The following is a 26006-nucleotide window of genomic DNA, read 5'->3' as shown; positions in this document are numbered from 1 at the left end:
AGTGACCCGAGAAACAGAACCCGGGATACAGAGAGGCCAACGCCCAAGCCAAGCGGCTGCAACCATCCGGCCCTGCAATGGCCCGTTTCATTCCACTCATCATGAGCACATTACGTGAGCAACCCTGTGAGCAAACAAGATAGATACGCCGGGGCCAGCGCCCTGACCGGCCTGAGCCTGGGCCAGCAATCCGATTACATCAGCCAGTACACCCCCTCCTTGCTGCAGCCGGTTCCACGTAGCCTGAACCGGGATGATCTCCAGCTGGGCGATGACCTGCCCTTCACCGGTTGCGATGTCTGGACCCTCTATGAGCTCTCCTGGCTCAACGCCAAGGGCAAGCCGATGGTGGCGGTGGGTGAAGTGGCCATTCCGGCCACCAGTGCGAACCTGATCGAATCCAAATCCTTCAAGCTCTACCTCAACTCCTTCAACCAGACCCGTTGCGACTCTATAGAGGCAGTCACCGCCATGCTGACCAAGGATCTGAGTGCCTGTGCGGGCGAGACCGTCAAGGTGACCCTGTTCCCCCTTGCTCAGGCGCCGCACCAGATTGCCCTGCTGCCCGGCGAGTGCATCGATGAGCAGGATATCGAGGTAGACAATTACGAGTTTGATGCGTCCCTGCTGCAAGGGGCAGCCGGTAGCGATCAGGTAGAAGAGACCCTGCACAGCCACCTGCTCAAATCCAACTGTCTGGTGACCAGCCAGCCCGACTGGGGCTCTGTGGTGATCCGCTACAAGGGGCCGAAACTCGATCGGGAGAAGCTGCTGCGCTATCTCATCTCGTTTCGCCAGCACAACGAGTTCCACGAGCAGTGCATCGAGCGGATCTTTATCGACCTCAAGCACTATTGCCAGCCTGAGCAGTTGACCGTCTATGCCCGCTATACCCGCCGCGGCGGCCTCGACATCAACCCGTTCCGCTCCGATTTCGAAGCCGTGCCCGCCAACCTGCGTCTGATCCGCCAATAAAGTCGAGCTGCGACAGAGAGGGCAGGTACGCTGCCCTCCATGACTGGCAAAAGGCTTCAATTGATGCTTTACGCAGCAGGGATAAGGGTGCTGGATAATAAAATCCAGACGAAACCCACTTGCCGGCCACCAGCAAACCACAGTAAACGCTGGACTCGCAGGGGGGGGCTTGGATAACATGCCAACACCTCTGCGCCGTCCTTAATCCAATGAATCAACTGTTTTTTCTGGCCATGATGATGTCCTCCCTGTCAGCTCCGAATCTGGATCTGGACAAGGAGCAACTCTCTATCGATCTGCAACAAGCGCAATCGATGGTACTGACCGATCCTGCCAGATGCGTCCAGATCACCACCGCCTTCCTGACGCGCGCAGCCAATAATCCCCAGCAAATCATCAGCAATCGCCAGGAGTTCGGTTATCGCGAGCCCATCCTGAGTTACAGCACGGCGGCCCAGACTATAAGCGCCCATCTGCTCAAAGGGGAGTGTCTGCTGCAACTGGGCCAATATCAGGCCACCCAGCAAGCGCTCGACAAGGCGATGGCGCTGGCAGACAAAGAGCGACAACCGGAACTCAAGGCCCACGGCCTCTATCTCAAGATCCGCAGTCAGGCCCTCAAACCGGATAACCAGAGCACCAGCCGTGCCCTGATGGAACAACTGGACGAACAGCTGGCCGTCCCCACTCTCAAGCAGAGCCAGTTGCAGATTTATGGCCGCCTGCAACGCACCAGCTACGACATCGAGAACCAGCACTTCGATGATGCCAAGGCCCACTTGGCAGATGCGCGGATCTGGGCCGCCAAGACCCCCAATCCCCTCGCCAGTGCCTGGGTCAGCGCCATCAGCGGCGACCTCTATCGCGCGCTGCAGCAGCCACAGCTGGCACTGGGGGAATATATCGATGCCCAGCAACAGGCCAAAAGCCTCAACGACCCGCTCTTCCTCGGCCTGCTGTCGAACCAGATAGTCAAACTCTACCAGCAGGAGCAGGAGCCCCAGAAAGCGCTGCAGTATGCCAATGAGGCGGCTAACTACTTCCACTCCATCGGCAACCCCTCCCTGCTGTGTGACTCCCTGATGGTGCTGGCGCGGCTCAATCGCGAGCAGGGCGACCTCAATATGGCGCTGGTCTACTTCTTCAATGCGCTGGATCTGCTCGATGAGGGGAGCAACCGACCACAAGCCTCCCTGCTCAAATACGAAATTGGCAAAACCTACCTGCAAAGCGGCAACCTCTCGCTGGCCAGCAACTACCTCAATGCGGCCCGTCAGTCTCACGAACTGAGCGATGCCAAAGAGCCGCTGATCGATACCCTGCTGCTGCTCGGCGAGCTTTATCTGAAGAAGCAGGAGGCCGCCATCGCCATCCTGCAGTTGGAGAACGCCCGCGCACTGGCCAATCAGCTCGGCGATACCCGCCGTCAGTACGAGGTATTCCGCCTGTTGTCGCTTGCCTACGAGCAGAAGGGGTATCTGCGTCAGGCCCTCGACAGCTACAAGCGCTTCCACCGTCTTGGCGAGGAGGTGCGCCAGCAGGAGCAGGCCATGGAGCAGGCGGCGATCCGTGACAACTATGTCCAGGTCGAGCGGGTGCAACATATCAAGGAGCTGGAGCAGCGACTTAACAACAGCCAGCATCAGCAGGAGCGCTATCTCTGGTCGAGCATCACCACCAGCCTGCTGCTGGCGCTCTTTATCTACCTCTTCTTCACCCTCTGGCTCAAGCTGCGTACTGCCCGCCTGCAACTGAAACGGACCAATGAGGCCCTGCTGATCGAGCCACGCTCGGGGCTGGCCAACTGGCAGCGACTGATGAACCGCTGGCCCCGGGAGATGGCAAAGCGCCAGCTGAAATCGGATCGCTGGTACCTCAGCGAACAACCCTCCAGCGAGTTCGATGACAAGCTGCACTATCTGCTGTTCCGGGTACCCTTCCTGGTCAATACGCTGGAGCGCCACGGCTATCAGGCCAGCAGAGAAATCGAGCAGGCCTTCGGTGCCTATATGGACACCCTAACCCCGCAAGATGGCCGTATCTATGACTTGCGTGAAGGACACATGCTCTATGTGGTGCCACAGCGTCACGTCACCAACCTGCATCAACTGGCGGGAGACCTGCTGACCGCCATCGCCGCCTTCCCTTGCAACTATCCGCTGGATCGCCAGATCAGCCTCGGGATTGTCAGTCACCCCTTCCTGCCGAAAGCGGCGACCGCGCTCGATCACAATGGCCTGTTTGACCTCTGTTATCTCGCCCTGTCGGGAGCCATTCAGCTCAGTGAAAAATGCCAGCAAAACGCCTGGTTGGAGCTCGCGGCGATCGATTGCCAACAAGCGGCATTTTTTAATGGAGATGTGTGGCAATGCGGCCTGATGGCAATTGACAAGGGACTGGTAAAAGTCAATTCTTCTCATGAAAAGCAATGGGTTAATTGGCCCAGCCTTGCAAGGAAGCCGGCAGCCGATAACCACCAGGAAATAATGTAGATAACAGGCGAGGATCGAAACCAGGTTCGACCACTGTTGCTATCCAACACCAAAAACAATAATGACAACAGGGCGACCTGATAATGAATGACATCGCTGCCGTAGCAGGACAATTGGCAAGACTCAGGGAATCCCTTCAGCAGAAACAGCTGGAACTCGACGGCGTACTGTCGTTTTCCGATGCAGAGCGTGCCCGTGGTATCCAGTTTATCAACAAGTTGATGCTCTCCTGCCGTGGCTTCGACCGCGAGCTGGACAATCGCTTCGCCAAGCTCAAGCAGAAACTGGATAACAATCCCGCATTTACCGCGCTAGACGAGGATCTGCTGGCCATTGAAAAACTGCTGCAGCAGCACAGCAATGCGCTGGAAGAGTCGATCACCCTGACCCAGACCGCTATTGAACTTGGTTCCAAACAGCTGAAAAACATCAAGGGCTTCCCGGAAGAGACCCGCAAGTCCCTCAAGGAATTTCTGGCAAGTCCCGCCGGTTACGGCATTGCCGATCACCAAAAGAAGGTGATCAAGCTGCTGGAGTTCTACCAGCAGGCGATCAAGATCCAGCTGCTGCCAAGCCAACCCCTGTTGGCACCGTCAGGTGCAACTCAACAAGAAAGCGATACTGCCAGCAACGATGGCCAGCCTGATGTCGACCCGTTTGATCTCAAGGATCACGCTCGCATCGCCGATGAGCTGCAGCGGCTTATCACCGAACTCGACTTTGCCGGCGCCATCGGCGAGAGCCTGAGCGATATTCGCCGCCAACTGCTGATCGGGATCAACCCTGCCCTGCTGGCGGAAACCTGCCTGCAGGTGATCGAGCTCATCATCGAAGGCACCCGTGAGGAGCGCAAAGCCTCCCGCGCCTTCCTCAGCTCCCTCAACGAGAGCCTCTCCGCGGTACATGTCGGGTTTACCGAATCCCTCGATGAGGGGCGTGCGCTGCAAAACGAAACCCGCGAGACCCGCGAGGCGCTGGTCAACGAGTTGCAGGCGATCGATCACTCCCTGGCCAGCCATAACTCCATCGATGCGCTCAAGCGCGCCATCTCCGGCCATATGGGCGCCATCAACCTGCTGCTGCAGGAGCGTGACAGTACGGCGGCGCGGGAGCGTCACCTGCTCACCCGCCTCTCCACCATGGAGTCCAAGCTGCGCTTGATGAAAGAGGAGACCGCCGAGTACAAGAAGCGGCTGACCATTCAAAAACACAAGCTGTTCCTCGACAGCCTGACCAGGTACACAACCGGGCCGCCCTCGATGAACGGCTGGAGCAGGAGTACAAACGTTGGCTTCGTTACCGCACTCCGCTCTGCATGGCGATCATCGACATCGATCACTTCAAGAATATCAATGACAACTACGGCCATATGGCGGGTGACAAGGCACTGAAAGTGGTCGCCAAAGCGCTGCAGAGCGCGCTGCGTGACACCGACTTCATCGCCCGTTTTGGTGGGGAAGAGTTCGTGGTGTTGTTGCCCAACATCAACCCGGACAAGTTCCAGAAGCCGCTAGAGACCCTGCGCCAGACCATCAAGAGCATCCCGTTCCGTTTTCGCGATGCCAAGGTGGAGATCACCATCTCCATCGGTGCAACCCTGTTCAAGGATGGGGACAACCCGTCAGATGTGTTTGAACGGGCGGACAAGGCGCTCTACCACTCCAAGCACACCGGTCGGGATCAAGTGACACTGGCCTGACAAGCGGCTAAAAAAACAGCGAACAGTCGTCGCCCTATTTCCCTCCACCCTCTGTTACCACTACTATCGATCTCAGGGGATGCAACATAGCGTCCCCTTTTCTCCCCAGGGAAAAACACAACGATAACAAGTGAGTAAAGGGGAACCTATGATTACGCACATCAATCCCGTCGGCAGCATGGATTTGCTGTCACAGCTTGAGGTGGATCGCCTCAAGCAGACTGCCTCCAGCGATATCTATCAACTGTTTCGCAACTGCTCGCTGGCAGTGCTCAATTCCGGTAGCCATACCGACAGCTCCAAGGAGATCCTGGAGCGCTTCAAATCGTTCGATATTCATGTGATCCGGCGCGAGCGCGGGGTCAAGCTGGAACTGTTCAATGCCCCCGAGCACGCCTTTGTCGATGGCGAGATCATTCGCGGCATTCAGGAGCACCTCTTCTCGGTGCTGCGCGACATTCTCTATGTCTCCAATCAGCTCGAGTCCAACCGCTTGGTCAATCTGACCAACTCCACTCATATCTCCAACGTGGTGTCGCCATTCTGCGCAACGCCAAAGTGATCCTGCCCGGCGCCGATCCCAACCTGATCGTCTGCTGGGGTGGCCACTCCATCAACGAGATCGAATACCAGTACACCCGCGCCGTGGGCAGCGAACTGGGCTTGCGTGAGCTGAACATCTGTACCGGCTGTGGCCCTGGCGCCATGGAGGGCCCGATGAAGGGGGCCGCCGTCGGCCATGCCAAACAGCGGGTACGCAACGGGCGCTACATCGGCCTGACCGAGCCCTCCATTATCGCGGCCGAACCGCCCAACCCCATCGTCAACGAGCTGGTGATCCTGCCGGATATCGAGAAACGGCTGGAAGCCTTCGTGCGCCTCGGCCATGGCATCATCATCTTCCCGGGCGGGGTCGGTACCGCCGAAGAGCTGCTCTATCTGCTCGGCATCATGATGCATCCGGCTAACGAGCGGCAGCCGATGCCCATCATCCTGACCGGCCCGAAAGAGAGTGCCGACTACTTCCGTGCCATCGACGACTTCATCAAGGCGACCCTCGGTGAACCGGCGACCAAGCTCTACCGGATCATTGTCGGCGATGCGCCGGAAGTGGCCCGGGTGATGAAAGAGGCGATGCCGAAAATCCGCGAATACCGCAAATCGGTCGGCGATGCCTACTCCTTCAACTGGTCCCTCAAGATTGAGCCGGAGTTCCAACTCCCCTTCGAGCCGGATCACGCCAGCATGGCCAGTCTGGATCTGCACCGTAACCAGCCGCCCCAGTTGCTGGCCGCCAACCTGCGTCGTGCCTTCTCCGGCATCGTCGCCGGCAACGTCAAGGAAGGGGGCATTCGCGCCATCGAGAAGAAAGGCCCCTTCAAGCTGCACGGCGACAAGGAGCTGATGCACCTGATGGACAAGCTGCTGGAGAGCTTCGTCAAGCAGCAGCGGATGAAGCTGCCGGGCAGCCAGTATGTGCCCTGCTACGAAATCGTCCGCTAGGGTACAGATACATCATCGACAGAGGGGCGCATCGGCGCCCCTCTTTATTGGCGCTATGCCTTCCCGACTGCCATCAATCCCCCATAAGGCGAGCGGTTTGTTACAATGGGGCGTCCCGACCGCCAAGAGTGCCCCATGTCAACTATCCGGCCACACCTGCTCATCATCGATGCCCTCAACCTCATTCGCCGTCTGCACGCGGTACAGGCCCAGCAGGCACTGACCCCTGCCCAGGCGCTGGTTGCAACCCGCGCCAACCTTATCAATACCTGCCGCAAGCTGCTGGCCAATAGCGAGCCGACCCATGTCATTGCCGTGTTTGATGGCGAGGTGCATAGCTGGCGCAAAGAGGTCTATCCGGCCTACAAGGAGGGGCGAACTCCCATGCCCCCCGAACTGCGTGAAGGGCTGGCGACCCTGCAGGACGCCTTTTGGGAGTGCGGTGTCGATGCCCTGCTCTCCGAGACAGATGAAGCGGATGACCTTATCGCCACCCTCGCCAGCGGCATCGCCAGCCACGGCCATCAGGCGACCATCATCTCCACCGACAAGGGCTTCTGCCAACTGATCTGCCAGCAGATCCGGGTGCGCGACTACTTCAACAAACGCTGGCTGGATGCCGCCTTCGTCCAGCAGCAATATGGGGTAGCCCCTGCTCAGCTGGTCGACTTCTGGGCCCTGACCGGTATCAGCGGTTCCAATATCAAGGGGGTTCCGGGGATCGGCCCCAAGACCGCCACCCAGCTGTTGCAGCAATATGGCAATCTGGCAGCCATGCTCGAAGCCTGCCAGCAAGAGGATGCCGCCAAGCCCCTGATCAAACTGCGCCAACATCAGGATGAGGCCCTGCTGGCCCAGCGGCTGGTGCGCTTGCAGCAGGATATTCCGCTGGGATTCAACCTGCGGGACATCCGCTACCCGCCCCAGCCAGACTAAAGTGCCGAACAAAAATGCAGGCAAGGGCGTGAACCATGACGAGACTCACCCTCGCTGTTGATAAAAGTGAGTAGAATGTAAAGGAATGTGGTTGGTTTGCTGAGTAAATGCTATAAAGCAGCCCCATCCTCCCCTATACCCTGGAAGTGGAACCCTCTCATGTCCAAAAGAAAAATTACCGTGATCCCCGGCGACGGCATCGGCCCCAGCATCATTGAATCAGCCATCCAGATCCTGACCCATGCGGGCTGTGACTTTGAGTACGAATACGCTGATGCGGGTCTGGTTGCCCTCGAGAAGCATGGCGAGTTGCTGCCCCAGGCTACCCTGGATCTGATTGAGAAGAACAAGGTGAGCCTGAAAGGGCCATTGACCACGCCGGTCGGCGGCGGTTTTACCTCCATCAACGTCTCCCTGCGCAAGAAGTTCAACCTCTACGCCAACGTGCGTCCGGTCATCTCCTTCAAGGGCACCAGAAGCCGTTACGACAACATCGACATCATCACAGTGCGTGAAAACACCGAAGGGATGTACTCGGGTGCAGGTCAGAAGCGCAGTGATGACAACAAGAGTGCCGAGGCGATGAGCATCATCACCCGTGAAGGGGCCGAGCGCATCGTCAAGTTTGCCTTCGAGCTGGCTCGTCAGGAAGGGCGCAAGAAGGTCACCATCATCCACAAGGCGAACATCCTCAAGTCAACCTCCGGCCTGTTCCTCGAAGTGGCCCGTGAAATCGCCAGCCACTACCCGGATATCCAGAGCGAAGAGATGATCGTCGATGCCGCCTGCATGAACCTAGTGATGTACCCGGAGCGTTTCGATGTCATGGTCACCACCAACCTGTTCGGCGACATCCTCTCGGATCTTTGCGCCGGTCTGGTCGGCGGCCTTGGCATGGCGCCTGGCGCCAACATCGGCGATGGTGCGGCCATCTTCGAAGCGGTCCACGGCTCTGCCCCTGACATTGCAGGCAAGAACATTGCCAACCCGACCTCGGTGATCCTTGCCTCCATTCAGATGCTGGAGTACCTCGGCATGCAGGATAAAGCAGAGCGGATCCGCGAGGCGGTACGAGCCACCATCGAATCCGGTGGGTCACCCGCGATCTGGGGGGCACGGCTTCCACCAGCGAATTCACCCAGGCCATCATCGATCGCCTGTGAGTTAATTCATTGATTTTAAAAGGGAGCTTCGGTTCCCTTTTTTATGTTTCCGAATCCTTTGCCACTCCCCAAACAGCAACTATGTTCAATAGAGAAAAAGAACAGGGAGTGTTTTTCATGAAGGGATACGGGTGCTATCTGGTGTCGGGCCTGATGCTGGTGTGTGGTACTGCCAGTGCTTTCGAGCAGGATCAACAGACCCAAACCGCCAAACTGCCACAGCAGGAAAAACGGACTGCCACCGAGGTATGGCGCTCGAGCCTGAATACCAACGACCTGCTCAAGGCACCCAAACCCCTGTCGTTTGGTATTGAAGTCTCCACCGACAACTTTGGTAATCAAAAGATCACCTCCTACCCGCAGCTCAATCTGACCCCGGAAAAGAGCGTCAGTCTGTCGGTTGAACGCTTCAGACCCAAGGTCAAGTTCAAGGCTGGCGGAATGAACACCGCCCTCAGGCTGAGAGGAGACGGGATAAAGATGCAATTCAATCCGGTCGACAAAACCATCCCGCTGCAGATAGAGATCAAGGTGACCGACGACGAATCCTCCCTGCGCCTCGATTACCGTTTCTGATATTTTCCGGCAGCCGAATAGCAAAAAGCCGACAGGTTTCCCTGTCGGCCTTGGTAATTATCGTTCGGGCAGAACTGCTACATCACGCCTTGGGCTCGAGTTTGGAGACCCAGTACTTGTTGTAAACATGCACGGTGATCTCTTCTCGATCGTGATAGAGCTGCTTGGCCTGGATCACGAACGCGTTGTCGATCTCCTTGAGCATCTCGCGCAGCACTTCGATATTGTGTACCGATTCAACATAACGCTTCTTCATCGGCAGCTTGAGATTGAACATCGCCTCCTGGCAGTCTCCCTCACGGAACCAGTCCGCAATCATGTGAACGACCCGCGCCGGTTTATCGACCATGTCGCACACCAGCCAGTAGGTGTTCTTCTTGCTCGGACGCCAGACGAAACCGTCATCCCGGATATGCTTGACCTGACCGGTATCCATCAGGGATTGGGCCATCATGCCGTTGTCAACCGCCGTCACCATCATGCCACGACGCACCAGCTGATAGGTCCAGCCACCCGGGCAGGCGCCCAGATCCACAGCCTTCATGCCTGAGCAGAGACGCACATCCCACTCTTCCCGCGGCACGAACACGTAAAACGCCTCCTCCAGCTTGAGGCTGGAGCGGCTCGGCGCATCGGCCGGGAAGCGCAGGCGCGGGATCCCCATGTGGAATCCGGAGTTGTTGAACGAGTAGGAGTAACCCAGCAAGACATGATCATTGGCCATAAAGAAGGCGTGGAACACCGGACGGTTTGGCGTCTCCTTCTTGGTCAGGATCTCGTTGCTGCGCAGCGCCTGACGAAGCGGCACGGTGAACTTGCGGCAAAAGGCCGACAGCTCTTTCGCTTCGTTGGTATCCGCGGTTTCGACCCGCAGATCGCCGCAAATGGTGTAGTCACTCACCGCCTCAAGGATCGGGGAGATCCTGTCCGCGACATCCAGCCCCTTCAGCTCATGGGTGACCACCAGCATCTGGCGGATGAAGATGAGCTCCCGGAACGGCAGCTTGCGAGCCAGCAGGTCCGCCTGCTCCTCGTCATACAGTTCGAAGATCACATAACCGCTGTCGTCCTTGACCCGGGCGAAACCGTAGCACTGCATGTTACCGGCACGCTCGGTGATCTCTGCAGCCGCCTCTTTCTCAAAACCGGGGCGGCAATAAAGCAGCAGATTATTCATTTTTTCCTCCAAGACGACAGCCAGCCCAGATCAGGGCCGCCCATCCCAACATAAAACAGAGGCCACCGGCCGGGGTAATCAACCCCAGCCCCTTGCTGCCAAGCAGCACCATGGCGTAAATACTGCCGGAAAATCCGATGATCCCCAGCACAAAAGCGGTGCCAGCCAGGTGGATCACCTTGCTGCGCACACCACACCAGCCCAGAACCAGCAGGGCCAATGCGTGAAAAAACTGATATTGCACGGCGGTATTGAATGCCGCCAGACGCTCGGGCGTAATGCCGGTCGCCGCCAATCCATGGGCGCCATAAGCCCCCAGCATGGTGGCCGTCAACCCGAAGAGACCGGCCAGTATCAGCCAATGTCGATGGATCTGCATCCTCACTCTCCCCTCTCATCGAGGCTGGCAATAAAACCAACCCTATCGTGCTATCCGTGCCGGGCCACAAAATGGCTGATGGCCGCCGCTGCATGCTGCATATTATCCTGCTCACTCACGCCACTGGCTTTACGCGGTTTGAAACCATGATCACCATCGGTCAACCAATGGACCGATACGGCGGGTGAGAAGGGGAAATCGGCCAGTTCGGCGCGACTACCGAAGGTATCGCGCTCCCCCTGCAACAGCAGGGTTGGTACTGCAATATGCTTGAGTACCTCGCCTCGCCAGCTGTCGGGCTTGGCCGGAGGGTGGAAAGGATACCCGAGAATGAGCAATCCTGCAGCATTCATCTCACCCTCGCCTTCACGATACAGTTCCGCCGCCATCCGCCCGCCCATCGACTTGCCCGCCAGAAACAGCCGTGGATGGGCAAACTCGCGGATCATGTCGCGCCAATGGGCGAGCAGCACAGGCGCCCTGTCCGGCGGGCGGCGTTTGCCATCCTGTACTCGCCTGGTCATGTAGGGAAAGTTGAAGCGCACCACTTCGATGTCGGGGCCAGCCAGCAGGCGTGACAACTCGGCAAGAAAAACATGATCCATCCCGGCGCCTGCCCCGTGGGCCAGCAAAATGCGAACGGGGGCATCAACTGCCCCCTCGTGGATCACATCAGGCATCGGCGAGCCTTGCCCTGCGACGCGCCTCTTCCTGCTCCACCAGCTCCAGCATCCAGTCGCGGAAGGCAACGATCTTGCCCTGATCCGACTGTTGCTCCTGGCACACCAGATAGAAAGCATTTTTGCTCACCAGCACCTGTTCGAACGGACAGATAAGGCGGCCGGCCTCAATCTCGGGTTGTGCCAGCACGCTGTGGCCAAGCGCCACCCCCTGGCCGTGGATCGCCGCCTGGATCACCATGGTGGAGTGGCTGAAGATGGGCCCCTGATTGACGTTGGGTGCATCGATATCGAGCTGGCGGAACCAGGCCTTCCAGTCGCGGCGGGAGGTATCGTGCAGCAGGGTATGAAGAGTCAAATCTTGCGGTGTACGCAGCGGTTTGGGCCCGGTCAGCAGCAAGGGGGAGCAGACCGGGATCAGGTATTCGGTGTGCAGCTTGTCCGAGCGCAGACCCGGCCAGTTGCCGCGGCCGTAGTAGATGGCCACATCCACATCGTCGGTGAGCGACCCTTCGTCAAGGTCGACCGCCTTGATCCGCACGTCGATATCAGGATGACGCTCGCTGAACTTGACCAACCGCGGCACCAGCCACTGGATGGCGAAACTCGGCTGCAAACTGACAGTCAATGCCCCCTTGGCACTGCGGGCCAGCAGCTTGTCGGTCGCCTCTGAGATGGAGGCAAAGATGTCCTTGATATCCAGGAAATAGCCCTGCCCCTCTTCGGTCAACAACAAGGAGCGGTTTTTGCGGCGGAACAGCTTGATGCCAAGATACTCCTCCAGCGCCTTGATCTGGTGACTGATGGCAGCCTGAGTCACAAACAACTCTTCTGCTGCGCGGGTAAAGCTTAAGTGACGAGCCGCAGCTTCAAAGGCCTTGAGGGCATTGAGCGGGGGTAAACGACGAGACATGACACCAGCCGACGATGAGTTTTTCTAATGGGGCGCATTATAATTTGTCGGTTGCGGGTCGACCAGTGAATAAACATAATTCGCCCAGCAATCAGTCGTCATATGGCTCACATTTTCTACTACGTGTTGGTTTACATGTGTTTTTAGTGAGTCTTTCGACTGCGATTGTGGTGTTGTGTTTCTTCCTCTGCGGGAAGAGGGGCTCAAATCTCACCGGTTTGACCCAGTCTGTCATCTGAATGTGTTTGGCGCCTCCAGCTGGATGGCGCCTTTTTTCATCCCTTCTATACCTTGAACTGCCCCACCAGCTGCTGCTGTTTGTCAGCCAGCGCAGAGAGCTCGCGACCATTTTCGGCGGAGGTCGCCGCCTCGGCCCGTATGGTGTGGCTCACATCGCGAATGTTGCTGACGTTGCGGTTGATCTCGTCCGCCACCCGGCTCTGCTCCTGTGCCGCCCGGGCAATCTGCTCGTTCATCTGATGGATGGTGGAGACCGACTGGATAATCTGCTCCAGCACCTGCACCGAGAGATCCACCTTGGCTAGCGTCTCGTCAGCCTGACCATGACCATCGCGGATCGCCTTGACCACGGCGCCGGTACCGGATTGCAGTTGGCTGATCAGGGTCTGGATCTCGACGATGGCATTCTGGGTGCGACCGGCCAGATTGCGCACCTCATCGGCCACCACGGCAAAGCCACGGCCCTGCTCACCGGCCCGCGCCGCTTCAATAGCCGCATTCAGCGCCAGCAAGTTGGTCTGCTCGGCAATTCCCTGGATCACGATAAGGATGTCATTGATGTTGTCGCTGTTGGCGGAGAGCCGCTCCACCACCGGCTGGGCATCGTTGATGATGGTCATCAGCTTGCGCATAGCCTCCTGGGTGTCGGCAACGACATATTTGCCCTCTTGCGCCGCGGCATCAGTGGTGTTGGCGGCTGCCACCGCCGAGCCGGCATTACCGGAGACCTGCAACGCCGTGGCGCTCAGCTCTTCAAATGCCGTTGCCACCAGATCGATCTCCTGATACTGGGCCTGCATGCCGCTGCTGGTGCGCTCGGCCACCTGCGCGGCTCGCTCGGCACTGTTGCGCGTACCGGAGACGGTATCAATCACCTGACTGATGGTGGATTGCAACTTGTTGAGGAAGCTGTTGAACCACTTGGCCAGTTCGCCGATCTCGTCTTGCCGCTGGATCTCGATACGCTGGGTCAAATCCCCCTCACCACTGGCGATATCCTTGAGGCGGGCAACCACGGCGCGGATGGGCGCCACAATCTGGCGCGCCATCAACCAGATAAAACTCAGGGCCACCAGCGAGATCAGCACCCCGATCGACAGTTGCGAGACCACGCTGCGATTGGCCTCACTGGCCAGCTCATCTTGCAGTTGCTGGGCCGAGGCCAGTACTACGGCCCGTGGCAATTCAATGTAGATGCCCCATTTACGGTCGGTGCCACGCATGGATACCGGGACAAAAGTCTGCAACAGGGAGCCATCGCTGCTCCAGCGAGTCAGCTCCTGACCCTGACTGAGCCAGCCTTTCAGCTCGCTGGCCAGCCCCTGATACTTCTGATCCAGCCCGCGTCCCATGGTCACATCGAACTCATCGGCTCCCGCCACGCGCCCCTCGTGACTGACCAGCAAGATTCTGCCCTTGCCCTCATAGAGCTCCTTGTCCATGATACTGACCAGACTCTGCAAAGTGGCCAGCGAGATATCGACCCCGACCATCCCCAGCAAGGTCTCCTGCTCCAGCAGCGGGACTGTCACCGAGGTCATCAATATCTGTTTATCGCCCACATCGTCCAGATAGGGCTCCAGCAGGCAGAGGGCACGGGTGCGAATGCTGCAGCGATACCACTCGTTTTCGATGCCACCAGCCTCGGTCGGGCTCTCATCGGCCAGTACATCCTCATTCTGCACTTCCGGCTCTATCTTGCCGTTGTCGTAGGCCCAGTAACTGGAAAAGCGCCCCTTGTCGTTGGAACCCAGCGCCGTTGAGCCCTGATAGTTGCTGTCTTCCCCATCCAGCTGGTCAGGCTCGAACACCGCATAGACACCAAGCAGATTGGTCGATGAGGCAACGGCATCGTGCAGTTGCTGATTGACGGCGCTGCGCAGCGCCTCCGAATGGACAAAGTTCTCGGCCGCATTCTTGCGCTGGAACAACACGCTCTCCGCCAGCAAACTGGCGCGGAAATACCTCATCGAGATAGCTGGTCACCTTGGCCGCCTGCTCCGAGCCCATCGCCTTCATCCAGTTCTCGGCAGACTGCTGCGCCTCATGCATGGTGGCTTGGCGCACCTGCTGTTGCATCTTGTTCGCGTTGTAAATCGAAGAGGCAACCAGAGCGGCGGCTGTCACCAACAGACAGCAACCGGCGATCAGGGTAATCCGACCCTGGACAGAAAGAGCGCTCATGCCAATATTCCTACGTCATACAGATATGGATAGATTATCGACTTTATAAACAAAAACTTAACTCTCTCACAGCAAATCCAGCGAGAGTTGATTAACTTCACCCTCTTTTGGCAAACCCACCACCAAGCCCAGCAGGCGAACCGAACGCCCTTGCGCCCGCTGTAGCCCCTCTTTGAGCAGGGGAACGAACAAGGCTGGCTGATAGCCACCCTGACTGCGATAGACGGTAGTCTGGTGGAAATCGGCAAACTTGAGTTTAATCCCCTGCCCCATCACCTGCTCGGCAGGGCACGCCAGCTGAAATCGCCGCTCAAGCTCCGGCAACAGTTGCTGCAATACCGTCAGGCAGGCGGCTTCGTCACAAACATCGCTCGCCAGGGTGGTCTCCACCCCGATGGTTTTGCGGATCCGGTGCGCCTGCACCGGCTGTTCATCCAGCCCCCAGATCCGGGTCGTCAACATCTCCCCCAGCTTGCCAAAACGGCTGCACAGCTCTTGTGCCGACAAGGCCCGCGCATCCTCACAGGTGTAAAGCCCCTGCGCCTCCAGCCGCTCGGCAGTCTTGCGCCCCACCCCGGGCAGTTTGCCGAGGGGCAACAGGCAGACAAATTCGGCTACTTCGTCGGGACGAATGACAAACAGACCATCGGGTTTGCGCTGCTCCGAGGCGAGCTTGGCGAGAAACTTGTTGGGGGCCACTCCGGCCGAGGCGGTCAATCCCAGTTCGGTGACGATGGCTTGCCGGATCTCTTGCGCCATCAGGGTGGCGCTGCCGCCACAACAGCGGCTGTGGGTCACGTCGAGGTAAGCCTCGTCCAGCGACAGTGGTTCAACCTGATCGGTATAGCGCAGGAAAATGCCTCTGAGCTGACGGGAGATATCCTTGTACACCGCCATTCGCCCAGGGATCAGTACCAACGGCGGGCAGAGTTTTTTCGCCAGGGCGCTCGGCATGGCGGAGCGCACCCCGAACCGGCGCGCCACATAGTTGCAGGTCGAGATGACGCCGCGCAGCTCGGAGGCCCCACCGATGGCGAGCGGCACCTCCCGCAACGCCGGATTGTCCCGCATCTCCACCGCGGCAAAAAAGCAGTCCATGTCGATATGGATGATCTTGCGCATACCACTGTATAAATAAACAGACATGGCACCATCTTACCCCAAGGATAATCGCAGCTCTATCTCTCTCGTTGCGGCTAAAATAGTAGACTCCAAGGAGACCTTTACTACCACAATGACAAGGAGCGTTCGGGATGAAATATCTTTGGTTGGGACTCTGTTTGCTGCCGTTGACCGGCATCGGCAAGAACAACCCGACGGCAGAGTGCCGCTGGCTGTACGACCGGATTGAGATACTGGAACAGGCTATCAAGAAAGGGGACAAGCTCGGCACAGAGCAAGAATTGGCACGCTGGAAAACTGAGTACAACAAAAAACAGTGCTCACAGTACGACTACTGAGCCGGACAAGATGGCGTGACCGACAGCAGCAGATAACAAACGGGCCCCGATCAAGATGACCGGGGCCCGTTTTTCAAAGCATGGCCAGCTGGATTCTGCAGCAGAGTGCGCTCAAGGCAGCACCATAGGGCCAGCGACAGTGGCCGCCACCTCATCCCCACGCAGCACCCGGACCAGTTCCAGCGCAAACTCGATGGCGCTGCCCGGCCCCTGACTGGTAATCAGGTGATGAGCCTCATCCCTGACTACCCGCTCATGTGACAGCTGCGATGTCGACAGTCGGGACTGAAAGCCGGGATGACAGGTGACGATGGCATCACCCAGCAGACCGTGATGTTGCAACACCACCACAGGGGCGGCGCAGATAGCTGCACGCCAGCGACCAAGAACCGCCTGCTCTTTAAGCAGATCGATGGCCAGCGGGGTATCGCGGATCACTTCGCTGCCGGGCAGACCACCAGGCACCACGATGGCTTCAAAGTCCCTACGGGTCAGCTCGTCGATATGACAATCGGCCACCAGCTGCACCCCGCGCGATGCCTTCACCTGCCGCGATCCGGCTGGGCAACAAGAGGCCAGCACAACCTCGATGCTGGCGCGCACCAGGGTATCGACAATCGCAACCGTCTCTATCTCTTCCGACCCGGGCGCCACCAGCACCAGTACACTCACGTTCGCCTCCTTGCTGCTTGCTCTGCCATGTAAAAGATCAGACGGCCTGGCTCTTCTCTTTAATCGCCTGATAGAGACCCTGATTGACCGGTACGGCAATGCCATGCCGGGCAGCCTTGGCCAACAGGAAGCCGGTAATAGCCTCAATCTCGGTCTCGCGTCCCAGCTCCATATCCTGATGCATGGAGGAGTAATTGTCAGCGGTCAGTTCCACCACTGTCATCACCCGGCGCTGCAACTCTTCGGCCGTGGTTGCAACTCCTTCGGCACACATCACATCCGCCACTTCCACGCAGATCTGCTGCAGGGCATCGGCAAAACGAGGGCCAGCCAGCTCGCCATTTTTCAGCTTGTAGAGGGCCGTCAGGGGATTGATGGCACAGTTGATGGCCAGCTTTTGCCACTGGCGCGTCAATACCTGCTCATCCCAACCAGCCTGGCCGAGTGCCAGCGCCAGCTCGTCCGCGAGCGCAGCATGGGCCTTGGCGGCGTCGTTGATCGGGCCAAGCCAGGTTTCACCCTTGCCAGTATGACGGAAGACAAAATGGCCGCACTGCATGGCGCCATGGCTGGTGACACCGGCAATCACCGGATTGTGCGGGAACATCTCGACCACCTGCTCGGCAATGCCCATCCCGTTGTGCAGCAGCACGATCGGAACGCCGGCATCCAGCTTACCCACCAGTGGCGTCAGTGCGGCAATCACCTGACTGGCCTTGGTCATCACCAGCAGACGCTGGATCTTGCCGGGTTTGCTGACAAACCCGCGCTCGATATTGAGCAGCTGGACATGCCCCTCCAGCGAGGTGAAATCGATCCCCGGATGGAGCGTGGACTTATGATGTTCGCGCAACAAGACACGGGTGGATTGACCACTCTGGGTCAGCAGGGAGGCAAAAACGCCGCCGAGGGCGCCACAACCCAACAGTGACCACTTCGGAGTAACGGGTGGAATAACGGGCTGTCGGGAATTTTTTAATCCGCTTGGCATGGTGTGACTCTGTCAGGGTAAGGGTTGCAATCCTCTCAACCTGTTACCGGGGATAAGTGAAGATGTCGCTGGTGGACACTAACGGGTCCACCCGTCCTGTGCGCAGGGGATTCTAGCAGAGCAACCCCATCAAAATCAGCAAATTTGCCCGTTTTCTGGTAGATTTGCCCCCCGATAACGCAACATGAGGAGCTCCGGCTATGCCGTCATTCGATATTGTCTCTGAAGTCAAAATGAACGAGGTGTTGAACGCAGTCGACAACGCCAATCGTGAACTGGCCACCCGTTTCGATTTTCGTGGGGTAGAAGCCAGCTTCGAGTTGAACAAGGAAGAGGTAAAACTGGAAGCCGATGCCGATTTCCAGCTCAAGCAGATGGTCGAAATCCTGCGCGGCGCCCTGCTCAAGCGCAACATCGAAAACAGCTCCATGGAAGTAGGTGACTCCGTTCACTCCGGCAAACGCTTCCACCTGACCGTCAAATTCAAGCAGGGGATCGAGAAAGAGATCGCCAAGAAGCTGGTCAAGCTGATCAAGGACTCCAAAATCAAGGTACAGGTCGCCATCCAGGGTGATGAAGTACGTGTCACCGGCAAGAAGCGTGACGATCTGCAAGAGACCATGGCACTGGTCCGTGGCGCCGAACTGGGTCAACCGATGCAGTTCCAGAACTTCCGCGACTGATTTATCCACTCAGCCGTGGCGCACTTGATAACTCGCGCCACGCTATCTAAATCGCGGCCATAAAAAAACCGGAGCAGATGCTCCGGTTTTTTGTACCCCAAGTTTTATTAGAACTTGTAGGTAACAGAGAAGTAGTGGCTGAAGCCAGTGCTCTTCCAAGGAGTACCATCGTATGCAGTGGAACCGTCTTTGGTACCATAAGCATCCATAAAGTACTTCAGGCCGTAACCGACGGCGTAGCGGTCGGAGTGCCAGTAGATACCGTGGAAGGTAGCTAGGTTGTCGCTGGTACGGTCAGCACGGTTGTGAGTGTCCAGATCGAAGGCGTAGTCCAAGTAACCTTGGTAGGAGACGAAGCTGCCATTGCTGAAGGTGTAGAAAGGCTTGAACCAGTTCATGGCGAACCAGTAACCGTTCCACTCACCCTCTTCTTCGGCGAAGAACTGGTTTTCAGTTGCGTGGCGAGCATACAGGTTCATGCCCACTTTACCGAACCAAGGCACCTGAACATCAGCACCCAGACCGATCATGTTCTCCATCTGGTGGTCGCCGACGTTGTTCAGAGAGGCGATGTAGACCTCTTGTACCGGACCGAAGGATAGATCCTTGCCGGTCAGTGCATCCAGAGACATACGTGGCGCAAACTTCATGAACAGGTTCTGATCACGGTGCTTGTTGCTGTGGCGGGAGTCGAAGATATCGAAGACGTCGACGTAACCGTACAGGTCAAACAGGCCGGAGCGACCACCGAATTCCATTTCGAAGTAGGTGTCGTTGTAATCTTCAGCACCGGTGGTGAAAGGACGTTGGTCGATGGTGTGCATGACGTTGAACTGCATCCACTTGTAGTCATTCTTGTGGATATCACCGCTGTAGTCAGCAGCGAAGGCCGGGGTAGCGGCGGCAGCCAGCAGACCGGCAGCGATCAGAGTCTTGGTAAATTTGGCCATTTTATTGGTCTCTTGTGCGTTAGTTGAGGTTTTCCGTAGCCTGCCCACAAGGAGCGAGAGGGATTCTAATCAAATAAAATTGGGGGTGAAACAACTTCTCGGGAACTTTATCCGGAAGTGTGAATCTAATCACCCCCGATTCTACGCAAACGCTTGCTATTTGTCAGCCGTTGAGAGCAACGCACTCCCTTTTCTGGCGACAAGCACAATCAACAACAACACGGGCAAGCCCAATAAACTGGTTCCGACAAAGAAGGCACTGTAGCCAATCTGTTCCACAACCTGCCCGGAAAAACCGGCCAGCAACTTGGGTAGCAGCAACATTACCGAGCTGAACAGGGCGTACTGAGTGGCCGAAAATGCCACATTGGTCAGGCTGGAGAGATAGGTCACGAAGGCCGCGGTAGCAATACCGGCACTGAGGTTATCCAGCGAGATGATCAGCGTCAGCAGTTCCAGATTGTGACCAACCTGATTGAGCAGAGCAAACAGCAGGTTGGTGCTGGCGGTGAGCAGCGCCCCCAAGAACAGGATGCGCAGCGTACCGAAGCGCATCACCAGCACGCCCCCCAGCGCAGCGCCCACTAGCGTCATGATGACGCCAAACACCTTGGTAATGGTCGCAACCTCGGTCTTGCTGAACTGCATATCCACATAGAAGCTGTTGGACATCACCCCCATCACCACATCGGCAACCCGATAGCAAGCGATCAGAGCCAGGATCAGCAGCGCCGAGCTGCCATAGCGACGAAAGAAGTCGGCAAACGGACACCAGACCGCCTCATAGCCCCAGGCCCCCGCACTCGCCAGCAGCGCAGGCCACCCTTTTTCCAGGAGCTGCGCCTTGCGTTCGGCCTGTTGTTTGCCCTGCTCGGCCAGATCGATTTCCGGCTCGTGGCAAAACAGCGTGGTGATGACCCCGAGTGACATCAGACCCGCCATCACCAGATAGGTAATCTGCCAGCCACGATAGTCATAGCCACTATTGCTGCCAAACCAGGCTGCCAGCGCCAGCGCACCGGCGCCCGCCATGATCATCGCCAGCCGGTAACCGGTCATGTAGGAGGCAGCCATCGCCGCCTGCAGCCGCTCGGGGGCGGATTCGATGCGATAGGCATCGATAACGATATCCTGAGTCGCCGAGGCAAAGGCCACCAGCAGGGCAAACATCGCCAGCTGGGCCAGCTCGGTCTTGGGATCGCAGAACGCCATGCCGACCAGCGCAGCGGCAATCAGCAACTGGGAGAAGAACATCCAGCTGCGGCGACGCCCCAGCAGCGTGGAGAGCAACGGCAGCGGCATGCGATCCACCAGCGGCGACCACAACCATTTAAAGCCATAGGCGAGCGCCACCCAGCTCATATAGCCGATATCGGTCAGGCTGACATCGGCCTCACGCAACCAGAATGAGAGGGTACCGAACACCAGCAGCAGCGGCAGACCCGATGAAAAACCCATGGCAAAGAGAATAAACACCCGAAATTCGAGATAGACGGCGAGGGACTCTCTCCAGCTTGGTTTGCGGATCATGTTCAACTACCTGACGACTTTGGAAAAGTGCGTCATTTTGGCAGGTTGATAGCAGATAGCCAAGGCGAGCAAAGAGATAGGCAAAAGAAGCCCGGATAGAGAAAAGGCCCATCCCGAACGGGATGAGCCTTGTATTGTGGCCTGACGAGGGCGAGGTGACGAACCGCGTCCGGCGAGAGTTACTTGCCCGCTTTCTTGTCGACTTTCTTGTCTGCCGGAGTTTCTGCCAGCAAGACCACCTTCTTCAGAATGATGGGACTGGTCGGCACATCGTTGGCACGCAAAATGGGGCTGTAACCGGTCTGTACCTGAGCCAGCTTGTCCAGCACCTCCATCCCCTGAACCACCTGACCGAACACGGTATAACCCGCAGAGCCACCGGCGTTGAGGTTATTGTTGTCGACCAGATTGAAGTAGAACTGGCGAGTAGCGCTGTCGACCGCCTGGGTGCGAGCCATGGCGATGGAGCCACGCTTGTTGGGCAGACCGCCACGCGACTCGTTGACTACAGGCTCATAAGTCGGCAACTGCTGGAACTGCTGGTTGTAGCCCCCCCCCTGCACCACGAAATCCTGGATCACCCGGTGGAAGATGCTGCCGTCATAGCTGCCATCAGCCACGTAGCGCAGGAAGTTCTTTACCGTCTGGGGCGCCTGCTTGGACGCCAGTTCCACCACGATATTGCCGTGGTTGGTCTCCATTCTGACTTTCGGGCCTGCGAACGCCAGCGGGGCGATCAGCATGGCCAGCAACCAGAGTTTTTTCATCATCAGACCCCTGCACCGTTCGGTTGACCTTTCAGGTAACCGCGCAGCGCATCATCGGCCATGATCTGCTGCAGCACACTACCCAGTTGCAGGTTCAGTGTAGACTCCAGATCGGCCATGCTTGGCTCGCTCGGGCTCTCCTTGCTGGAGGACATGTTGAACTGCTTGGTCAGACGGTTGCCCTGGAAATCGGCGATCACCTGCAGACTGACGCGGGACTTGGTGACATAGGTAAAGGTCTTCTCTTCCACATTGACTGCGGCGTTGGAGATCACCAGCGTCAGGTTGGTGGTGCCACTGTTGCCCACTTCCAGACCCTGGCTGCGCAGCCCTTCGGCCAGCCGCTCGGCCATCAGCAGGTTGAGCGGACGCTCACTGTTGACCAGCACGGGCGCTTTCTCTTTATGTTTGATGGAGAAGACATAGGCAGCCTCACGCTTGTCCACCCCTTCCATGGTGATGCGATTGCCAGAGTAGTATTGCTGGTTGGCGGGGATCACCTGCGGATTGAGCAGTGCTGTCTCCGGCCAATGGGTGGCACACCCGCCCAGCATCAGGGCGGCCAGCAGCAAGAGTGACTTTTTCATCATGGTTTCCTTTGGCTTTAGCGTTTGATGGCTTTCAAAATAACGAATTTGCTGTTCGACGCAACGACTTGTGCGTTGGCAAACAAGCGCTTGAGTTTGTTGTGATAGTCCAGATGACGGTTGCCTACTATCCAGAGTTCCCCCCCCTGAGGCAACACCCGGTGCGCATCGCTGAACATCTGCCAGGCGATATGATCGGTGATCGCCTGTAGCTGATGGAAAGGAGGGTTGCAGAGGATCCGATCCGCCGAGCCGACCGCCACCCCGTCGAGACAGTTATTGACCATAAAGCCGGCGCGCGGCAGTGCATCAGGCAGATTGTGCTCGACGTTGAGCTGTGCCGAGGCGACTGCCATATAGGATTCATCGATAAAGGTCACCTCCACCTCGCTGTCTTTGGCGAGCAGCGACAGACCCAGCACCCCGTTGCCACAGCCCAGATCGATCACCTTGCGGGCACTGTGGATGGGCAGGTTGTCCAGCATAAAGCGGGCACCAATATCGAGACTGGTGCGCGAGAAGACGTTGGCATGGTTGTGGATGAGCATGCCACTCCCCTCCAGCGGCCAGACAGTCGGGAAGGGGTTGGCCAGCGCGGGACGTTCTGCCTGCGGCTCGCAGTGAATGAGACGCGCCTTTTTCCAGGCCAGCGAGGTACGGGTAGGCCCCAGATACTTCTCGAACAACTTGAGGGTGGAGGTATGAATATCCTTCGCCTTGCCGGCAGCGATAACGCGGGTTGCCGGTGTCACCACCGCACGCAATGCCAGCAGTTGCTGCTCCAATAGAGCCTGATATTTGGAGACCTTGATCACCACAAGTGCTGGGGCATCGGGCAGCGGCGCCAGCGCATCCTGCAAGCGGATACCACCCGCATCCAGTCCGTTTTCGGCCAAATTGGCCAGGGTCGCCCGCTCACTGATGTAGGAGTCGGTGACGCAGCAGGGGGAGTGCGGATGCAAATAGGCGGCCAGCGCGCCAAAACCATCATTCATGATGATGACGGGGCCCGCCTGCTCGAGGGGAGACTCCGCCAGGGTGTTGATCAGGTATTCGTCAGCCGCATCCCAGGCTTGCAGGGTCTCCTGACTCTGGCGCGGATAGCGGTAGAGCGTGAGCTGGCAATGGGGAGTGTCGAGAAGGGTTTGCATAGGAAGAGTCCAACCTCGGCTTGATTCGTGTATACAGGCGCCAGGGGCGACGCAAAGTGGCGCTATTCTAGCGAGGAGCAGGAATTTCACCAGTTCGATGCGCATCAAGAGGGCAACTGACGGGTGATTTCCCTCTTACGGGGGCTTATTCCATCCCGCGACTGCCGATAGAATGGCTCGACACTCACTCTGGAAGCCGATCCGATGACTATCCAACAACTGATTGAAGCCAAGCTGACCGCCGCCCTCTCCCCCTCCGTGCTGGAGGTGATCAACGAGAGCCACATGCACCGTGTGGAACCGGGATCTGAGAGCCACTTCAAGGTGGTGATCGTCAGCGAGCAATTTGCAGGGCAGCGGCTGCTGGCACGCCATCGTCAGGTCAATTCGGTGTTGGCCGACGAGCTGGCCGGTGCCGTTCATGCACTGGCACTGCATACCTACACAGAGACCGAGTGGCAGGAAAAAGGCCACGCCCCGCGCACCCCGAGCTGCGTTGGCAAACCGTCGCTCTCCTGAAACCGGTTGTACCACAGGATTTCCCTCGAGAACCTGCCAACAAAAATTAAACATATTTCCCCCATTGGCCCCGAAAAGGCTACATCCAAGGGGGTATATTTCGGCATCAAGGCTTTTTGTTGATAGTGGAGACAAAGGCAAATACCCCCATCGAGGTATCGAAATAAAAAAACCTTTAAAACCACTACTTACAAGGTGTCGGGGGCTTATTCATTGCAGGTTAATTTTGTGATGGCACGGGGATTTTGCCCATTTGGCATGGCAGAAAATGCACCTTAAGTGGTAAACTCAAGCGCTTTTGAGTGAGCCTGCATGTTGAATAATTGTTGAGCCTGCCTACCTGGCACAACCACAACATCGACTCATTCAACCACCCGTCGTGATGTATTTCTCGGCGCTAACCAACCTCTCCCGTAACGGTAGTGCAAGTAAGTATGATTACAATCAAAAGAGGACTGGACATCCCCGTGCTGGGTGCGCCAGAGCAAGTAATCTACGATGGCCCCGCCATCACCCGTGTTGCGACACTGGGCGAGGAGTTTGTGGGGATGCGACCTACTATGTTCGTCAAAGTAGGTGATCGCGTCATCAAAGGTCAGGATCTTTTTGAAGACAAGAAGAATCCGGGCGTTAAATTCACAGCTCCTGCCACCGGTGTGGTTTCAGAGATCAACCGTGGTGCCAAACGTGTTCTCCAGTCTGTGGTCATCGACCTGGACGGTTCCGATGAACAGGTGACGTTTGAGCATTTTGCCTCTGCCGAGCTGGCCAAGCTCGAGCGCAGCAAGGTGCAAGAGATCCTGGTCGCATCAGGTCAGTGGACTGCGTTGCGTACCCGTCCGTTCAGCAAAGTCCCCGCGGTAGCGTCTGCCCCGCGCGCCATCTTTGTGACTGCAATGGACACCAACCCGCTGGCAGCCGATGCCGAGCTGATTATCAAGGAACAGCCGCAGGCCTTCCTCGATGGTCTGGCCGTATTGACCCGCCTGACCGACGGCGCCGTCTACGTCTGTAAAGGCGAAGGCAGTCTGCCCCACTCTCCGCTGGCTCAGGTCAAGGAAGAGATCTTCGTTGGTCCGCACCCTGCCGGTCTGCCGGGTACCCATATCCACTTCCTGGATCCGGTCAGCAGCACCAAGGTGCAGTGGCACATCAACTATCAGGATGTGATCGCATTCGGCAAGCTGTTCACCACCGGTCAGATCTTCACTGACAAGGTGATCGCGCTGGCTGGCCCGAACGTGCTCAAGCCGCGTCTGCTGCGTACCCGTCTGGGCGCCTGCATCAGCCAGCTCACCAACAATGAGCTGCGGGCCGACGAAAACCGTATCATCTCCGGTTCTATCCTGAGTGGTGCCAAAGCCGAAGGTGTTCACGACTACCTGGGCCGCTACCACAATCAGGTTTGCGTGCTGGGTGAAGGTCGCGAGAAAGAGTTCCTGGGCTGGATCAACCCCAGCGCCAACAAGTTCTCTATCACCCGTACCACCCTCTCTCATCTGATGAAGGGCAAGCTGATCAACTTCACCACCACTACCAACGGTAGTGACCGTTCCATGGTGCCTATCGGCAACTATGAGCGGGTGATGCCACTCGACATCCTGCCGACCCTGCTGCTGCGGGACATGGTCTCCGGCGATACCGACGGTGCGCAAGCACTGGGTTGCCTGGAGCTGGATGAGGAAGATTTGGCGCTCTGTACCTTTGTCTGCCCCGGCAAGACAGAGTACGGCCCGATCTTGCGTGAGTGCCTGACCAAGATTGAACTGGAAGGTTAAG

20 protein-coding genes and 4 pseudogenes are annotated in these 26006 nt (G+C 57.7%); 11 read left to right on the top strand and 13 right to left on the bottom strand.

Features of this window, described 5'->3' with window-relative positions; all coding sequences use genetic code 11:
* The first annotated feature begins 126 nt into the window (after positions 1 to 126).
* From queF to ACTG2B_RS04955, 7 genes and pseudogenes are all read left to right on the top strand, one after another.
* Entirely contained in the window at positions 127 to 975 is an 849-nt protein-coding gene (queF, locus tag ACTG2B_RS04985) for an NADPH-dependent 7-cyano-7-deazaguanine reductase QueF (protein ID WP_439995284.1), read from the top strand.
* 209 nt (positions 976 to 1184) lie between these two features.
* Positions 1185 to 3467: a tetratricopeptide repeat protein gene (locus tag ACTG2B_RS04980; protein ID WP_439995283.1), complete on the top strand. Its 2283-nt coding sequence runs from the start codon at positions 1185 to 1187 to the stop codon at positions 3465 to 3467.
* An 83-nt stretch (positions 3468 to 3550) separates the two neighbouring features.
* Positions 3551 to 5166 (top strand): annotated as a pseudogene (locus ACTG2B_RS04975) (diguanylate cyclase).
* A gap of 148 nt (positions 5167 to 5314) precedes the next feature.
* A pseudogene (gene ppnN, locus ACTG2B_RS04970) lies at positions 5315 to 6669 on the top strand (nucleotide 5'-monophosphate nucleosidase PpnN).
* A gap of 135 nt (positions 6670 to 6804) precedes the next feature.
* On the top strand, positions 6805 to 7605 hold the full coding sequence (xni, locus tag ACTG2B_RS04965) for a flap endonuclease Xni (protein ID WP_157161256.1): 801 nt from the start codon (positions 6805 to 6807) through the stop codon (positions 7603 to 7605).
* A 159-nt stretch (positions 7606 to 7764) separates the two neighbouring features.
* A pseudogene (locus tag ACTG2B_RS04960) lies at positions 7765 to 8768 on the top strand (isocitrate dehydrogenase).
* 117 nt (positions 8769 to 8885) lie between these two features.
* Positions 8886 to 9344, top strand: coding sequence for a hypothetical protein (locus ACTG2B_RS04955; RefSeq protein WP_005349721.1), 459 nt, complete (start codon positions 8886 to 8888; stop codon positions 9342 to 9344).
* Between the two features lie 82 nt (positions 9345 to 9426).
* Here ACTG2B_RS04955 and rlmM read toward each other — a convergent pair whose 3' ends face one another.
* The 6 genes and pseudogenes from rlmM to dinB form a co-directional block, all read right to left on the bottom strand.
* Positions 9427 to 10521, bottom strand: a complete 1095-nt coding sequence (rlmM, locus tag ACTG2B_RS04950; protein ID WP_439995282.1) for a 23S rRNA (cytidine(2498)-2'-O)-methyltransferase RlmM — start codon at positions 10519 to 10521, stop codon at positions 9427 to 9429.
* Positions 10514 to 10900 carry a DUF423 domain-containing protein gene (locus tag ACTG2B_RS04945; protein WP_058052208.1) on the bottom strand — a complete coding sequence of 129 codons (387 nt, stop codon included), beginning with the start codon at positions 10898 to 10900 and terminating at the stop codon, positions 10514 to 10516. Before ACTG2B_RS04945 ends, rlmM begins: the two co-directional genes overlap by 8 nt.
* A 50-nt stretch (positions 10901 to 10950) precedes the next feature.
* On the bottom strand, positions 10951 to 11580 hold the full coding sequence (locus ACTG2B_RS04940) for an alpha/beta family hydrolase (RefSeq protein WP_258720862.1): 630 nt from the start codon (positions 11578 to 11580) through the stop codon (positions 10951 to 10953).
* Complete coding sequence (locus ACTG2B_RS04935; protein WP_005338622.1) at positions 11573 to 12493, bottom strand: transcriptional regulator GcvA; 921 nt, start codon at positions 12491 to 12493, stop codon at positions 11573 to 11575. Before ACTG2B_RS04935 ends, ACTG2B_RS04940 begins: the two co-directional genes overlap by 8 nt.
* 284 nt (positions 12494 to 12777) lie before the next feature.
* Positions 12778 to 14917 (bottom strand): annotated as a pseudogene (locus ACTG2B_RS04930) (methyl-accepting chemotaxis protein).
* Between the two features lie 66 nt (positions 14918 to 14983).
* Positions 14984 to 16039 carry a DNA polymerase IV gene (dinB, locus tag ACTG2B_RS04925; RefSeq protein WP_439996909.1) on the bottom strand — a complete coding sequence of 352 codons (1056 nt, stop codon included), beginning with the start codon at positions 16037 to 16039 and terminating at the stop codon, positions 14984 to 14986.
* A gap of 131 nt (positions 16040 to 16170) precedes the next feature.
* On the opposite strand from dinB, the gene ACTG2B_RS04920 reads away from it, so the two are divergent.
* Positions 16171 to 16377: a hypothetical protein gene (locus tag ACTG2B_RS04920; protein WP_005338629.1), complete on the top strand. Its 207-nt coding sequence runs from the start codon at positions 16171 to 16173 to the stop codon at positions 16375 to 16377.
* 111 nt (positions 16378 to 16488) lie between these two features.
* Here ACTG2B_RS04920 and ACTG2B_RS04915 read toward each other — a convergent pair whose 3' ends face one another.
* Together ACTG2B_RS04915 and ACTG2B_RS04910 are read right to left on the bottom strand one after the other, a co-directional pair.
* Positions 16489 to 17049 carry a DJ-1 family glyoxalase III gene (locus tag ACTG2B_RS04915; RefSeq protein WP_439995281.1) on the bottom strand — a complete coding sequence of 187 codons (561 nt, stop codon included), beginning with the start codon at positions 17047 to 17049 and terminating at the stop codon, positions 16489 to 16491.
* Positions 17050 to 17086: 37 nt separating this feature from the next.
* Positions 17087 to 18040: a ketopantoate reductase family protein gene (locus ACTG2B_RS04910; protein ID WP_103251868.1), complete on the bottom strand. Its 954-nt coding sequence runs from the start codon at positions 18038 to 18040 to the stop codon at positions 17087 to 17089.
* A 200-nt stretch (positions 18041 to 18240) separates the two neighbouring features.
* Between ACTG2B_RS04910 and ACTG2B_RS04905 the strand changes: the two genes are divergently transcribed.
* Positions 18241 to 18723 (top strand): YajQ family cyclic di-GMP-binding protein, encoded by a 483-nt coding sequence (locus tag ACTG2B_RS04905; RefSeq protein ID WP_005338634.1) that lies wholly within the window; start codon positions 18241 to 18243, stop codon positions 18721 to 18723.
* Between the two features lie 107 nt (positions 18724 to 18830).
* On the opposite strand, the gene ACTG2B_RS04900 is transcribed toward ACTG2B_RS04905, so the two are convergent.
* The 5 genes from ACTG2B_RS04900 to ACTG2B_RS04880 form a co-directional block, all read right to left on the bottom strand.
* The gene (locus tag ACTG2B_RS04900; protein WP_088869980.1) at positions 18831 to 19673 is read right to left on the bottom strand and encodes a nucleoside-specific channel-forming Tsx family protein; all 843 of its coding nucleotides are present in this window, start codon (positions 19671 to 19673) and stop codon (positions 18831 to 18833) included.
* 156 nt (positions 19674 to 19829) lie between these two features.
* A complete protein-coding gene (locus tag ACTG2B_RS04895; RefSeq protein ID WP_421332433.1) occupies positions 19830 to 21209 on the bottom strand; it encodes an AmpG family muropeptide MFS transporter in 1380 nt (459 codons plus the stop codon).
* A 173-nt stretch (positions 21210 to 21382) separates the two neighbouring features.
* Positions 21383 to 21970 (bottom strand): peptidylprolyl isomerase, encoded by a 588-nt coding sequence (locus ACTG2B_RS04890; protein ID WP_042053243.1) that lies wholly within the window; start codon positions 21968 to 21970, stop codon positions 21383 to 21385.
* A 2-nt stretch (positions 21971 to 21972) separates the two neighbouring features.
* Positions 21973 to 22557: a YajG family lipoprotein gene (locus ACTG2B_RS04885; RefSeq protein WP_005349692.1), complete on the bottom strand. Its 585-nt coding sequence runs from the start codon at positions 22555 to 22557 to the stop codon at positions 21973 to 21975.
* A 17-nt stretch (positions 22558 to 22574) separates the two neighbouring features.
* On the bottom strand, positions 22575 to 23708 hold the full coding sequence (locus tag ACTG2B_RS04880; RefSeq protein WP_421342033.1) for a methyltransferase: 1134 nt from the start codon (positions 23706 to 23708) through the stop codon (positions 22575 to 22577).
* Positions 23709 to 23912: 204 nt separating this feature from the next.
* On the opposite strand from ACTG2B_RS04880, the gene ACTG2B_RS04875 reads away from it, so the two are divergent.
* Positions 23913 to 24227 carry a BolA family protein gene (locus ACTG2B_RS04875; RefSeq protein ID WP_005338640.1) on the top strand — a complete coding sequence of 105 codons (315 nt, stop codon included), beginning with the start codon at positions 23913 to 23915 and terminating at the stop codon, positions 24225 to 24227.
* A gap of 434 nt (positions 24228 to 24661) precedes the next feature.
* A complete protein-coding gene (locus ACTG2B_RS04870; protein ID WP_005349684.1) occupies positions 24662 to 26005 on the top strand; it encodes a Na(+)-translocating NADH-quinone reductase subunit A in 1344 nt (447 codons plus the stop codon).
* Position 26006 lies beyond the last annotated feature (1 nt).

This window comes from Aeromonas sp. 30P (assembly GCF_051919805.1).
GTDB lineage: Bacteria > Pseudomonadota > Gammaproteobacteria > Enterobacterales > Aeromonadaceae > Aeromonas > Aeromonas veronii.
The sequence above is the reverse complement of the archived record's forward strand: the minus strand, read 5'-3'. Positions and strand labels throughout refer to the sequence as shown.